Origin of the sequence: Modicisalibacter ilicicola DSM 19980 (assembly GCF_900128925.1) — a bacterium.
GTDB classification, from domain to species: Bacteria; Pseudomonadota; Gammaproteobacteria; order Pseudomonadales; family Halomonadaceae; genus Modicisalibacter; species Modicisalibacter ilicicola.
This window is the reverse complement of sequence record NZ_FQUJ01000006.1, coordinates 140,399-153,231: the sequence shown is the minus strand read 5'-3', so window position 1 is coordinate 153,231 and position 12,833 is coordinate 140,399. Positions and strand designations below refer to the sequence as shown.

9 protein-coding genes are annotated in these 12,833 nt (G+C 63.9%); 2 read left to right on the top strand and 7 right to left on the bottom strand.

The genetic code is table 11. The features are described 5' to 3' along the window. Positions 1-25: 25 nt before the first annotated feature. Positions 26-829, bottom strand: a complete 804-nt coding sequence (locus BUA41_RS08240) for an MOSC domain-containing protein (protein WP_072821657.1) — start codon at positions 827-829, stop codon at positions 26-28. Positions 830-887: 58 nt separating this feature from the next. Then, positions 888-2,039: a 4-phosphoerythronate dehydrogenase PdxB gene (gene pdxB, locus BUA41_RS08235; RefSeq protein WP_072821655.1), complete on the bottom strand. Its 1,152-nt coding sequence runs from the start codon at positions 2,037-2,039 to the stop codon at positions 888-890. 109 nt (positions 2,040-2,148) lie between these two features. Between pdxB and BUA41_RS08230 the strand changes: the two genes are divergently transcribed. Beyond that, positions 2,149-2,427, top strand: coding sequence for a hypothetical protein (locus BUA41_RS08230; RefSeq protein ID WP_072821653.1), 279 nt, complete (start codon positions 2,149-2,151; stop codon positions 2,425-2,427). A 20-nt stretch (positions 2,428-2,447) separates the two neighbouring features. Here the strand turns inward: BUA41_RS08230 and BUA41_RS08225 are convergent, their stop codons facing one another. Both BUA41_RS08225 and rlmKL read right to left on the bottom strand, forming a co-directional pair. Further along, positions 2,448-2,777, bottom strand: coding sequence for a glutaredoxin family protein (locus BUA41_RS08225; protein WP_072821651.1), 330 nt, complete (start codon positions 2,775-2,777; stop codon positions 2,448-2,450). Next, on the bottom strand, positions 2,774-4,966 hold the full coding sequence (gene rlmKL / locus BUA41_RS08220; RefSeq protein WP_072821649.1) for a bifunctional 23S rRNA (guanine(2069)-N(7))-methyltransferase RlmK/23S rRNA (guanine(2445)-N(2))-methyltransferase RlmL: 2,193 nt from the start codon (positions 4,964-4,966) through the stop codon (positions 2,774-2,776). Before rlmKL ends, BUA41_RS08225 begins: the two co-directional genes overlap by 4 nt. A 236-nt stretch (positions 4,967-5,202) precedes the next feature. Between rlmKL and rmf the strand changes: the two genes are divergently transcribed. Next, entirely contained in the window at positions 5,203-5,409 is a 207-nt protein-coding gene (gene rmf, locus BUA41_RS08215) for a ribosome modulation factor (RefSeq protein WP_072821646.1), read from the top strand. Between the two features lie 64 nt (positions 5,410-5,473). Here the strand turns inward: rmf and BUA41_RS08210 are convergent, their stop codons facing one another. The 3 genes from BUA41_RS08210 to BUA41_RS08200 all read right to left on the bottom strand — a co-directional run bounded on the left by BUA41_RS08210 (position 5,474) and on the right by BUA41_RS08200 (position 12,697). Next, on the bottom strand, positions 5,474-6,505 hold the full coding sequence (locus BUA41_RS08210) for a quinone-dependent dihydroorotate dehydrogenase (RefSeq protein WP_072821644.1): 1,032 nt from the start codon (positions 6,503-6,505) through the stop codon (positions 5,474-5,476). Between the two features lie 84 nt (positions 6,506-6,589). After that, positions 6,590-7,723 carry a prolipoprotein diacylglyceryl transferase gene (locus BUA41_RS08205; protein ID WP_072821642.1) on the bottom strand — a complete coding sequence of 378 codons (1,134 nt, stop codon included), beginning with the start codon at positions 7,721-7,723 and terminating at the stop codon, positions 6,590-6,592. A 138-nt stretch (positions 7,724-7,861) separates the two neighbouring features. Then, complete coding sequence (locus BUA41_RS08200) at positions 7,862-12,697, bottom strand: NAD-glutamate dehydrogenase (RefSeq protein WP_072821640.1); 4,836 nt, start codon at positions 12,695-12,697, stop codon at positions 7,862-7,864. Positions 12,698-12,833 lie beyond the last annotated feature (136 nt).

Here is a 12,833-nt window from a genome sequence, read left to right as displayed (position 1 = left end):
GGGCTTATGGACAAGCTTCAGGGAGTCAGCCCAGCACCTCCACCGGCATGCCGACTTCGAGTTCGCCCCCGGTCAGCACGACCAGGTTCTGGCCGAACTCGACCTCGCCGGTCAGGCCGCGCCGATAGTTTGCCAGGGTGCGCAGGGGCTCGCGCCGGGCGATGAAGGTGCCGGTGCCGGGATCGACGGTGATCATGGCGCAGCGTGTGCAGGGCTTGCGCACGGCCAGTTCCACCTCGCCGATACGCAATAGATGCCACCCGTCCTCGGCAAAGGCCAGGCTGCCGGTCACTACCAGGTTGGGACGAAACTGGGCCATGACGTGCTCGTCCGAGGCGCGTTCATTGAGATCCGCCAGCGACGCCTCGCCGATCAGCATCAAGGGATAGCCGTCGGCGAAGCTGACCCGCTTGCCGATCGCCTGCCGGTAGCGCGGCGAGCGCTCGCCCAGCCACAAGAAACGTGCCGGCTCGCCAAGCGCCTGCTCGCACCACCGATCCGCCTCGGGCGTGGTCGTCAACGCCCGGAAGCCATCGTTCCATACCTGGGTGGCGAAGGGGGCTGTCTCGAACTGCGCGTAGTTGAGCGCCAGTGGCTCCAGTGCCGGATGATGCAACACGATGCCATCGTCATGAAACTGGCCGCGGATCGTCACCAGCTGGGGGTGGGTGCGCGCGGTGAGAAAGACGCCGTCGGGCCTTGCCAGCATGAAGCGACGGTCACCTTCGAGCCCTTCTTCACCGACGAGCGCTCGCTCGAGGGCCTCGCCGGCGGTGGATTTGACCGGGTAACGGTAGAGCGCCGACAGGTGCGACGATTGGGAGGCCATCGGACATGCTTCCTGGCAGGGCGAATGCTCGCGACGAACTCAAGGGTGTCCCAAGGGGCTACTTGTTGGCAAGCTTGGGCTTGAAGCCGAAGCCTTCGATGGCATCGCGAAGGTCGCCGGTGTTCTTCTTCAGGTCCACGCGCAGGGTCGAGAACTCACGACGCACGGGATATTCGGCCCGGTAGCGATCGAAGGCTTCGGCCAGCCCCAGCCGGCGGCGATAACGCTCGAAGCCCAGCATGTCGCGACGCACGTCGTAGCACGCCCGTACGCATAGCGACAGCGCCTCCATCGGCGGCGCCCACCCCGACAGCACGATCTTGCGCAGCCAGTTGTCCGGCTTGATCTGGCCCAGCTTGCGTCGGGCCGGCAGGCCGTAATGACGCATCATGGCCTGGTAGACCAGCTCCGTGCCGCGCATCTTGCCGTCCAGGCTGTAGCCGGCGATATGCGGCGTGGCGATATCCACCAAGCCATAGAGGGCCTCGTCGATGGCCGGCTCGTCTTCCCAGACGTCGAGCACGGTGCGCAAGTCCGCCCGCTGCTCGAGGCGCCGGCGCAACGCCGCGTTGTCCAGGCAGGCGCCACGACCGGCATTGATGAGCAGCGTCCCGGGCGTCATTGCCTCGATGCGCGTCGCGTCGATCAAATGACGCGTGGCATGCTCGCCCTCGTCGGTCAGCGGGGTATGCAGGGTGACGATATCGGCCCGCTCGATCAGGGTGTCGATGTCGACGAAATCGTCGCGGCCTTCCTGTTCCGCCCGAGGCGGATCGCAGATCAGGCAGGTGACGTCGAGTTCCTCGAGCCGCCGTCGCAGGCGATCTCCCACACTGCCGGCGCCGACGATGCCGACCGTGCGGTCGGTGAGCACGAAGTCCTCCTCCTCGGCCAGCATCAACAGGCTGGAGAGCACGTAATCGACCACGGATTCGGCATTGCTGCCGGGGGCGCTGGCGAAGCCGATCTGCCGCTCCCGCAGATAGTCGAGATCCACATGGTCGGTGCCGATGGTACAGGTACCGACGAACCGCACCCGCGACCCTTCGAGCAACCCGGCATCGACCCGAGTGATGGAGCGCACGACCAGGATATCCTTGTCACGCACGGCCTCGGCAGTGATCTCGCGTCCCGGCAGACGGACGATCTCCCCCAGCTCGCCGAAGAATTCCTCGACCAGGGGGACGTTCTGATCCACTAGAATGCGCATCGCCTCTCTTGCTCCTTGTTCACGGCCGGCGGGCGGTTACAATACTGCACGCCATCTTAGGCCGCGCCTTCGAGCGCCACAAGGGTAAACCACCGCCACAGGAGCCCCCGTGATCGTCCGCTGGGAAAGTGACCATGACTACGTGCTCGTGCATGTTCATCAGGACATGTTCGGCGACTGGATCTTCAGTCGGGCCTGGGGGCAGATCGGCACCCAGTTCGGCGGTCTCAGGCACCAGGTAGCGGAGAGCCATGCCCAGGCGTTGATGTGGCTGGACGATGTGGCGCACATCCAGGCGTCGCGCGGTTTCCGCAAGGTACTCGAAACCAGCGACGAAAGTCCCGAAGGGCGCAATGCAGTGCGTCAATTGTCGCTACTCGGCGTCTGAGGAACCAGCCTCGGGGGGGGCTAACCGAGAAAGCGCCGCCCGTTGACTCGCCTCGCCCCTGCCGGGCGCTCATCCGGTTCGCGCACTGCTTCGTCGACGGCCGCCGCCAGCAAGTCCCGGGCCTCGAGCCAGGCGGAAAGTCGCTCCTTCTCGAATCCCCGTTCCAGCTCGTTGCCCTGCCCGTCCACGAGCACCGGAATCCGCGTACCATAGCGCTCGATCAGGACGTCGCTCTCGGCGATCTCGACACGTTCGAGTTCGATGGCACCGCTGCCCAGGCACGCCAGTTCGGTCTCGAGTTGCTCGCAGAGGTGACAACCCAGGGTGGTATAAAGCGTCAGTCGGCTCATGCATCCTCGCGGTGACGAATCAGGAAACAGTGGTGCAAGTTGGGGCGCCGCTGGAAGTCCGGGTCGAAGGTCCGCGCCGAGATGTCCTCCACCACATGGCGCCTTGCCACCTCGTCATCGAGCCGGAAGCGGCGTTGGTTGTTCGAGAAGATCAGCGTTCCCCCGGGTGCCAGACGTGCCATGGCGAGATCCAGCAGACGTCCATGATCGCGCTGGATGTCCAGATTATCCTCCATCCGCTTGGAATTGGAGAACGTCGGGGGGTCCAGGAAGATCAGGTCGAACTCGCTGCCGGCGGTTTCCAACCAGTGCAGGCAATCCTCGCGAACCACTCGATGGCGGCTGGAATCGAGCCGGTTGAGCGCCAGGTTGTCCCGGGCCCACTCCAGGTAGGTATTGGAGAGATCGACACTCACGCTGTCGCTGGCGCCGCCCTCGTTGCCCCCCAGGGCGGCCTGCACGGTGGCGGTGCCGGTATAGCAGAACAGGTTGAGAAAGCGCTTGCCGGCAGCCATCTCGGCGATCATGCGCCGTACCGGGCGATGGTCGAGGAACAGGCCGGTATCCAGGTAGTCGCGCAGGTTGACCCACAAGAGCGCCTTGCCTTCCCGTACCTGGAAGCGCTCGCCGCTGCTGTCTCGCTTCTGATACTGGGACGTGCCCGTCTGACGCTCGCGCTGCTTGAGGTAGACGCGATCGGGGCGCACCTCAAGCACCTGGGGAATAACCCCCAGCGCATCCATCAATCGGCGCTGGGCCTGGGCGGCATCGATCGATTTCGGCGGCGCGTACTCCTGGACATGCACTCGATCACCATAGACATCCACCGCCAGGGCATACTCGGGCATATCCGCGTCGTAGAGTCGGTAACAGGTCTCGCCGCTCTGCTTGAGCCACTTCTTGAGTCGCTTGCGATTCTTCTCCAGGCGATTGGCGAACATCTGCGCACCCGAGGCGTGTTCCGGTGTGGCCTCGTCCGCCTTCTCGCCCGGTTGTTCCCCGGCTGGTTCGGGCACCGGGATCATCAGCAGCTTGCAGTCCAGCGCACCGTTCTTGAAGGCATATTGCTTGTGTGCCCGCAGCCCGGTGCGATGGCCAAGCTCCGGGTTGCCGGTGAACAGCGCCAGCATCCAGCCGGGAAACGCGCGGCGCACCCGCTCGCCCAGGGCCGCATAAAGCGGCACCAGTTCCGGCAACTCGCCGATGCGCTCGCCGTAGGGTGGATTGGTGATCAACAGGCCAGGCCCGTCGCAACCCTCCGGCCGAACGAGCCTGGCCACGGAACCGCCGCGAAAGTCGATCAGCGCGGGAATGCCCGCGCGCATGGCATTGCTTCGGGCCGCCGACAGGGCCTGGGGGCTCTGATCGATGCCGTAGAGACGCGACTTGATGCGCCGGCGTCCCAGGCTGGCCCGTGCCTCGGCCTCACGCCTGAGCTCACGCCAGAGCGTCTCGTCATGCCCCGCCCAACCGTGAAAGCCGAAACGCTCGCGATTGAGGTTCGGTGCGATATCCGCCGCCATCAGTCCGGCTTCGATGACCAGGGTGCCCGAGCCGCAGAGAGGGTCGACGAGCGGTTCGCCGCGCTTGGTCCGTGCCGGCCAGTCGGCGCGTACCAGCAGCGCCGCCGCCAGGTTCTCCTTGAGCGGCGCATGGCCCGGCTCGCGACGGTACCCGCGCTGATGCAGGCTGATACCTGCCAGATCGATACCCAGGGTCAGCCGACCGCGATGAAGATGCGCGTACAGGCGCAGGTCCGGCTGACGAAGCTCCACCTGGGGGCGCTCCCGGCCTGCCTCGCGCAGCGCATCCACCACGCCATCCTTGACCGTCTGGGCCCCGAACCGGGTATGCCGGATATGCTCGGACTGGCCATGAAAATCTACCGCCAGGGTAGCGCCTGGCGTCAGGTGACGTGTCCAGTCGATGCGTCGCACAGCCGCCTGTAGCGCCTCGGGGCGCTCGATGCCCTCCTCCCGGGCCAGGCAGAGCACGATGCGGTTGGCCAGGCGCGACCACAGGCAGGCGCGATAGGCCGTTTCCAGGGTCGCCTGGAAGTAGACACCGGCCACGGTGCTCTTGGTCGGCTGGCCGCCGAGGCCGGTGATCTCCGCGGCCACCAACTCCTCGTTACCCTTGGGACAGGTGGCGAAGAAGGTCGCCATGGCCGCATTTTGGTATTCAGACATGAAAGATGAATCCCGGCATGGTGCGCTCGATTGCAATATTCATTCGTCGGTAACGCTTGCGTAACAATTTCCGACTCGACAACGCTGGGTGAATTGAACTAAACATTAAGTCTAGTAGCTACTGAAAAAACGCATGCGTTTCTTGTCCGGACCCTGGGGTGTATGAGGGTGCCTTACTGCACCTTTCATACTTGGACGCCTCGAGTCCAAATTTCGGTCTTTCAAGAGGTCATCCGATGAAACGACAGAAACGTGATCGCTTCCAGCGTGCTTATGTTCACGGTTACAAGGCCGGTATAGGTGGCCGCTCCCGTGACGACTGCCCCAGTCAGGATGTCAACATTCGCGAATACTGGATGAGCGGTTGGCGTGAAGGTCGCGGGGATCAATGGTCGGGAATGACAGGTGTTTCCGGTATCCATAAGAACCCCATGGTGACTTGATTCCAGCGAGATTTTTTCCGATCCGCTGATCGGTTAAAAAGACCCTTTAAGGCCCGTGCTTCCGTCACGGGCCTTTCTGCTTTCCAACACTCTGCAGGGCCCGGGCGCATTCGCCGACCAGGGCCGGCCCTCGATAGATGAATCCGGTATAGAGCTGGACCAGATCAGCCCCGGCCTCCCGCTTGGCCACTGCTTTCTCGCCGCTGTCGATACCGCCGACGCCGATGATCGGCAACGTCGGCAAGTGCTCGCGCAGTTCGCGGATCACCCGGCTGGAGGCCTCGAATACCGGTGCTCCGGACAATCCCCCCGGCTCGTCGGCGTGGGGCAATCCGGTCACCGCCTCGCGAGAGATCGTGGTATTGGTGGCGATCACCGCGTCGATGGCATTGGCCGACAGGGCCCGGGCGACGAGTCCCACCTCATCGGCTTCCATGTCCGGCGCAATCTTCACCGCCAGCGGCACCCGCCGGCCACTCTGCCGGTCGAGACGCGAACACTCCTCGCGCAGCGCACCGAGCAGTTCGTCGAGATGCTCCCCGAACTGCAGGTTGCGCAGTCCCGGGGTGTTGGGCGAGGAAATATTGACGGCGACGTAGTGGGCATGGGCGTGCACCCGCGTCAGGCACGTCATGTAGTCGTCGACGGCATTCTCCACCGGCGTGGCCAGGTTCTTGCCGATGTTGATGCCGATCACCCCGGCGTAACGGCTCCTGCGCACATTGGCGATCAGGTGCTCGACCCCGGCGTTGTTGAACCCCATGCGATTGATGATGGCTTGACTCTCGGGCAGGCGGAACATGCGGGGGCGTGGGTTGCCGGGCTGAGGCTTGGGGGTCACCGTGCCCACCTCGATGAAACCGAATCCCAGGGCACCCAGGGCGTCCAGGTGGTCGGCATTCTTGTCCAGCCCTGCCGCCAGCCCCACCCGATTGGCGAAGCGCAACCCCATCAGTTCGACAGGATCGTCGACACAGCGCCCGCGCAGTGCGCCAAGCATGCCGATGCGCTGCAGCCCATCCAGGGTTCTGAGGGAGAAGGCATGAGCGGTCTCGGGGTCGAGACGAAAAAGCAGCGAGCGGGCAAGGCTATACATCATGTTCCTGGCTATCCAGCGCGGCGAGACACCGACAAGCGTCAGCAGCGGCGCCCTTCATGGCGCCGCCCTGGCCCTCGGCCCCTATTGCGTATCGAGCTGTTGGACACGCAGCGTGTAGTTGTTGACACCGCTATTGGCGCTGCCGAACTTCTGGCCGTTGACCCAGATGGTATAGCGCCCCGGCTGCAAGCGCGTTTCGATGTCGAAGTCGCCCTCGAACCCCTTCGCCTTGTCGCTGGCGACCACGTTGCCGTTCTCGTCGAGCACCCGTGCCTCGAGGCGATAGCTGGTCTCGCTGCCCACGAAGGTGGAACTGGTGATGGAGACGGTACCGGCTTCGACCACATCGAAGCTCAGCACCTCGCCCTTGGCGCGGATATCGATATCCGCCACGATCTCGTCGAAGGCATCGGGCATTGCCTGCTCGGAGGCCCCGGCACCCCGCGCAGCCTCGTCAGTGGCGGCTTCGCTCCCGGCCTCTGTCGCGGTGTTGCGCGGTGACGGAACGTCGAGGGCGCTCTGGCGCTGGGAGGACAGGCTTTCCGGTTGGTCACCGAAGACCGGGGCGGAAGCCTCGCTGTCGGCTGCCTTAGATCGGGACTCGGCAGCCGTGCCGCCGGTCCGGGGCGCGGCAATCGCCGCCACGTCATCGTTCTTGTCGACGAAAGCCGTGGTGCGGCCATCGCGCCCCGGGCCGCCGAACTGGATGCCCGATCCGCTGTCGATGCCGCTGGCGTCGCTGTCCAGGCGCCGGCCGCTGGCATCGAGGCCCGCCACTTCGACGTTGAAGCGGTTGCCGCCGCTCGCCTCGCTGCCGAACTTGTTGGCGGAGACACGCAGCACGTAGTCGCCCGGCTCGAGCTCCTCGACCAGCCGCAGGCCACCGTTCTGGCCCAGCCCCTTGCCGGAAGCCACCACATTGCCCCGGGCATCCAGCAGGGCCGCCTCGATCCGATAGTCGACCGACTCCCCGGGGAAGGTACTGCTGGTGAACACGTAGCGTCCGGCGTTTTCGACACTGAACGGGTGCTCGTGGGTACCGCCGAAACCGAAACTCTGGCTACGGGCATCGGTGCGCGAGGTGAAGAATCGACTGAGGTCGACCTCAGCCGCAGCCTTTTCGGCCCGTTGCAGCGCAGGGCTGTCCGCCAGCGCGGGCAGCGCCGCTCCAGACAGTCCCAGGGCCACGACGATAGGGAAAGCGCGATATTTCATGGGGCCTCTCTACGATGACATTTGGCTGGTCAGTCATGTCGACCGGTCGTGGCACAGCATACCAGAGAGGGCGTGCCGCGCACGTGAAAACACGGAACCCCTGTCCGGCGACTGCCGAACAGGGGCTTCTCTTCTCTCTCAGCTCTCGGCGTTGCTTTCGGAGAGATCGACCAGCTTGCGAATCGCCACGGCAAACAGTGCGAAGCCACCCTGGGTGCCGGAGCGCACCTCGCCGATCAACTTGCACCAGCGATCGTGCAGGTCCGAATTCTGCTTGAGCCACTGATCGACCCTTGGCTCGGCTTCCTTCGGTGCATCCTCCATGTTCAGCACATTGACCGTGAGAGCCAGCTGTTGACGGTCGAGATCGTCCCGGAAGGCTTCCCTCGCCTGGGTCTGCCAGGTATCGCGAACCTCCAGGGCGTTGACCTGTTCGGTCATCCAGGGCAATTCAAGGCGCTGACCCAGTTCATAGTAGACATCGGCGACGCGCTGGATCTTCTCGTCGGTCTGCCGTGCCGCCCCGATGATGCCCAGTCCTGCATAGAGGTTGCTGGTGGCGGCAACGGCCTCCGCCAGGGCCTTGGGCACCCCTGCCTTTTCCAGCTCGTCACAGCGTTTCTTCCAGGCCTTGAGATCGTCGCCACGCAGTCGCTTGCCCATGCTTTCCTGCAGTTGCGTCAGCCGTGGTGCGAAGTACTCGATGTTTTCCTTGGTCGACAGGCCGGAACGCTGACGCAGGAACCAGCGTGTCATGTGATAGATCAGGCTTCGCAGCTCGAGCATCATGCGATACTGCACCTGGCAGTCGACCTTGTTGTCCAGCGCCTCGATCTGCTGCCACAGGCTGCCCAGATTGAAGCTGTCCCGGGCGACGATGTAGGCCCGGGCGACCTCGGCCCTGCCGGCGCCGGTGGTATCGAGCAGCCGCCGCACGAAGACGATGCCCATGTGATCCACCAGATCGTTGGCGATCTGGGTGGCGACGATCTCGCGCTTCAGGCGGTGGGCATAGAGTTGGTCGTGAAAGCGCTTGATCAGCACCTCGGGAAACGCGAATTCCATGTAGGACTGGATGTAGGGATCGTCCGGCACCTCGGATTCGATCAGATCGCCCTTCAAGGTGCTCTTGGCATAGGACATCAGGACCGACAATTCCGGCAGGGTCAGGCCTTCGTCGGCGTTGGAGCGCTCGAGGAGCGCCTCGTCGTCCGGCAGGAACTCCAGCTCGCGGTCGAGATGTCCGCTCGCCTCGAGTTCATTGATGAAGCGGCGATAGGGCCCCATGTTCTGCTTGGCGAGGATCACCGACAGGGAGAGCGCCTGGGCCTGGCGATAGTTGCTGGAGAGTACCAGCTTGGCGACATCTTCGGTCATCTCGGCCAGCAGCCGGTTGCGCTGCTTGTCGGTCATGTCGCCCTGCTTGACGATGTCGTCGAGCAGGATCTTGATGTTGACCTCATGGTCCGAGCAGTTCACCCCACCGGCATTGTCGATGAAGTCGGTGTTGACCCGCACGCCACGCCAGGCGGCTTCCATGCGGCCGCGCTGTGTGAGCCCCAGGTTGCCGCCCTCGCCGACTACGCGACAGCTGAGTTCGCGGCCATCGACACGCAACCCGTCGTTGGCCTTGTCGCCCACGTCGGCATGGGACTCCTCGCTGGACTTGACGTAGGTGCCGATGCCGCCGTTCCAGATCAGGTCGATCTTCGACTTGAGCATGGCGCTGATCAGCTCGTTGGGCGAGAGCTTGTCCGCCTTGATGCCGAAGACGCTTTTCATCCGCGGGGTCATGCTGATCGACTTGGCACTGCGCTTGAAGACGCCGCCACCCTCCGAGATCAGCGAGCTGTCGTAGTCCTCCCAGCTCGAGCGCGGTTGCTCGAAAAGTCGCTTGCGCTCCTTGAAGGAGCTGGCGGCATCCGGATCGGGATCGATGAAGATGTGCAGGTGGTTGAAGGCTCCGACCAGGCGTATCTTGTCGGACAGCAGCATGCCGTTGCCGAAGACGTCGCCGCCCATGTCGCCGATGCCCACCACGCTGAACTCGTCCTGCTGGGTGTTGACGCCGAGCTCGCGGAAGTGACGCCTCACCGACTCCCAGGCCCCGCGGGCGGTGATTCCCATCTTCTTGTGATCGTAGCCGTGGGCGCCGCCGGAAGCGAAGGCGTCTCCCAGCCAGTGGCCATACTCGCGGGAGATCTCGTTGGCGATGTCCGAGAAGGAGGCCGTCCCCTTGTCGGCGGCCACCACCAGGTAGGGATCGTCCTCGTCATGCCGCACCACCGCCCTCGGCGGCACGACCTCCCCGCCCTTGAGGTTGTCGGTGACATCGAGCAGGGCGCGGATGAATATCTGGTAGCAGGCGATCCCTTCCTTCTGCACGGCGTCCCGGTCGGCATTCGGCGGCATGCGCTTGCAGACGAAGCCACCCTTGGCCCCCACCGGCACGATCACTGCATTCTTGACCTGCTGGGCCTTGACCAGCCCCAGGATCTCGGTGCGGAAGTCCTCGTGCCGGTCCGACCAGCGCAGCCCGCCGCGAGCGACCTTGCCACCGCGCAGATGCACCCCTTCGACCCGCGGCGAGTAGACGAATATCTCGTAGACGGGGCGCGGCTTGGGCATGTCGGGAATCTTCGTCGGCTCGAGCTTGAAGGCAAGATACCCCTTGAACTCACCGTCGTCACCGGCCTGGTAGTAGTTGGTGCGTAGCGTCGCCTGGATCAACTCGATGTAGCGCCGCAACAGCAGGTCGTCGTTGAGGCTGGCCACCCCGTCGAGCAGCTCGCTGAGCCGCGCAAGGCAGGCCTCGGTCTCCTCGTCGCGTCCCTTCTGCTCCGGATCGAGGCGCAGTTCGAACAGCGTGACCAGTTCCCGGGTGATCTCGGGATGCCCGACCAGCGCATTGGCGATGTAGTACTCGGACAGACCGAAACGCAGCTGCTTGAGATAGCGAGCGTAGGCCCGCAGCATCGAGACCTCGCGCCAGGTCAGGTTGGCGCCGATCACCAGGCGATTGAACGAATCGTTCTCGGCTTCCCCGGTCCAGATGCGCTTGAAGGCGTCGACGAAGACTTCACGCATCTCCTGGAGATTGACGATCTCGCTGGTATGGTGCTCCAGGGTGAAGTCGTGGATCCAGAAGGCACGGTCCTCCCGGTGAATGCCGTAGGGCCGCTCGCCCAGCACCCGCAGCCCCAGGTTCTCCATGACCGGCAGCACGTCGGAGAGGGGAATGGGCTGATCGGCATGGAACAGCTTGAGATTGATGCCGTCCTCGTCCTCTTCCACCAGACGATAGAGGCTCAGGGCGATCGGCGAGCCCGCCTCGAGCTCGCCGATATGATGAAGATCGTAGACCGCCGTGCGTGCCGTGAAGTCGTCCCGGTAGCTGCCCGGGAAGGCATCCCGGTAGCTGCCCAGCAGGGAGTTGGCATGCTCTTCACCGAAACCCTCGATCAGCGCATTCTGCAGGTCGTCCTTCCAGCTGCGCGCCAGGGAGGCGATCTTCTTCTCGAGCTTGCGCAGGTCGTATTCGACCGGCGCGTCGCCATTGAAGCGCAGGATGTACTGGATGCGCGCCAGCACCGACTCCGACAGATAGGTGTTGAAATCGCCGAACTCCGCGTCGAGTTCCTCGCAGAGCAGGTTCTGGACCCGCACCCGCAGGTCGGTGGAGAACACGTCCCGTGGCACGAAGACCAGGCAGGAGTAGAAGCGGCCGAAGCGATCCTCGCGCACGAACAGGCGCACTCGGCGGCGCTCGCGGATGTTGAGGATGCCCAGGGCGGTGCGGGTGAGTTCTTCCGTGTCGATCTGGAACAGGTCGTCCCGAGGGTAGACCTCGAGGATGTTCATCAACTGCTTGCCGTTATGGCCGCTGGGGTTGAATCCCGAAGCCTGCATCACCGCCTGGATCTTCTTGCGCAGCACCGGCACGTTACGGGGCGAATCGTTGTAGACCGTTGCCGCGTACAGGCCCATGAAGCGGCGTTCGCCGATGACGTTGCCCTTGGCGTCGTAGCGGTCGATGGCAATGTAGTCCGGATAAGCCGGGCGATGCACCTTGGAGTGATGGGCACTCTTGGCGAAGGAGAGCAGTTCCGGTGTCCGGGCATGATCGCCGACGATATCCCTTTCGCTGCGAATGTGTTCGCGATAGCGCGGCTGATCGAGCTTGAAAACCCCGAGATCGCTCCCCTTGACATGACGCAGTTCAAGCTGGTCCTTCTTGCCGACCACTTCATGCTCGTCGTAACCGAGGAAGGTGAAGTTATCGTCGATCAACCACTCGAGAAAGGCGATGGTCTCCTTGTGGTCCGCCGCGTCGACGGGGCCGGGTCGGGCTGCCTTGAGCTCCTCGAGGGCCTCCCTGGCCCTGTCGCGCATCGCCTCGAAATCCATGACGGCGGTGCGCACGTCCACCAGCACGTCTTCCAGGCTGCGCTCGAGGTCTTCGAGCACCGTCTCGTCGGAATGACGATCGATCTCGATCACGATGACCGACTCGCGGGTCTCGGGCGCATCCTTGGCCTTGACCGAGGTGACCCGTTTCAGGCGATGCTGCTTGTCACGCTCCACGGCCAGTACCGCGTTGTGGATGGCATGCACCGTGATGCCCCGGCGATTGAGCTCGATACGTACCGAGTCGACCAGAAACGGCATGTCCTCATGCAGCACGCCCACCACCGTGTGCGTGGACTGCCAGCCATGCTTCTCGAAATCGGGGTTGTAGACGCCCACCTTCGGCTCGCGCGGGTCGTGCTGCTGCATGAAGTGCCAGATGGACAACGTGGCACCATAGATGTCGTCGAGATGACGCTCGGCGAGATCCTCGAAAGGCGCGCTGGCATAGAAATCCTCGGCGAAGGACGCGATCGCCTTCACCTTGTCCTGGGGAAGTCGCCTGGCGAGTTGCTCGCGAAGTTGAGCCAGAAACTCCTGTTTGTCATCGATTGCGACGTGTTGCATCAATCACCTCGGCTGCATCCGGGCGCCGCCTGCGTCCGGGAGATATTCGTCGGCGCGATCCTTGCGAGCGCGCTTCTTGTAAGCGTGCATGAGCTTACTCTAGCCTACTCGGCTGACCCTATCGACATGCCGTTTT

Bases quoted from the DNA above. Each gene is read 5' to 3' on its own strand.
- BUA41_RS08210 (WP_072821644.1), bottom strand. From the start codon at position 6,505: ATGTATAGCCTTGCCCGCTCGCTGCTTTTTCGTCTCGACCCCGAGACC.
- BUA41_RS08200 (WP_072821640.1), bottom strand. From the start codon at position 12,697: ATGCAACACGTCGCAATCGATGACAAACAGGAGTTTCTGGCTCAACTT.
- pdxB (WP_072821655.1), bottom strand. From the start codon at position 2,039: ATGCGCATTCTAGTGGATCAGAACGTCCCCCTGGTCGAGGAATTCTTC.
- rlmKL (WP_072821649.1), bottom strand. From the start codon at position 4,966: ATGTCTGAATACCAAAATGCGGCCATGGCGACCTTCTTCGCCACCTGT.
- BUA41_RS08205 (WP_072821642.1), bottom strand. From the start codon at position 7,723: ATGAAATATCGCGCTTTCCCTATCGTCGTGGCCCTGGGACTGTCTGGA.
- rmf (WP_072821646.1), top strand. From the start codon at position 5,203: ATGAAACGACAGAAACGTGATCGCTTCCAGCGTGCTTATGTTCACGGT.
- BUA41_RS08240 (WP_072821657.1), bottom strand. From the start codon at position 829: ATGGCCTCCCAATCGTCGCACCTGTCGGCGCTCTACCGTTACCCGGTC.
- BUA41_RS08225 (WP_072821651.1), bottom strand. From the start codon at position 2,777: ATGAGCCGACTGACGCTTTATACCACCCTGGGTTGTCACCTCTGCGAG.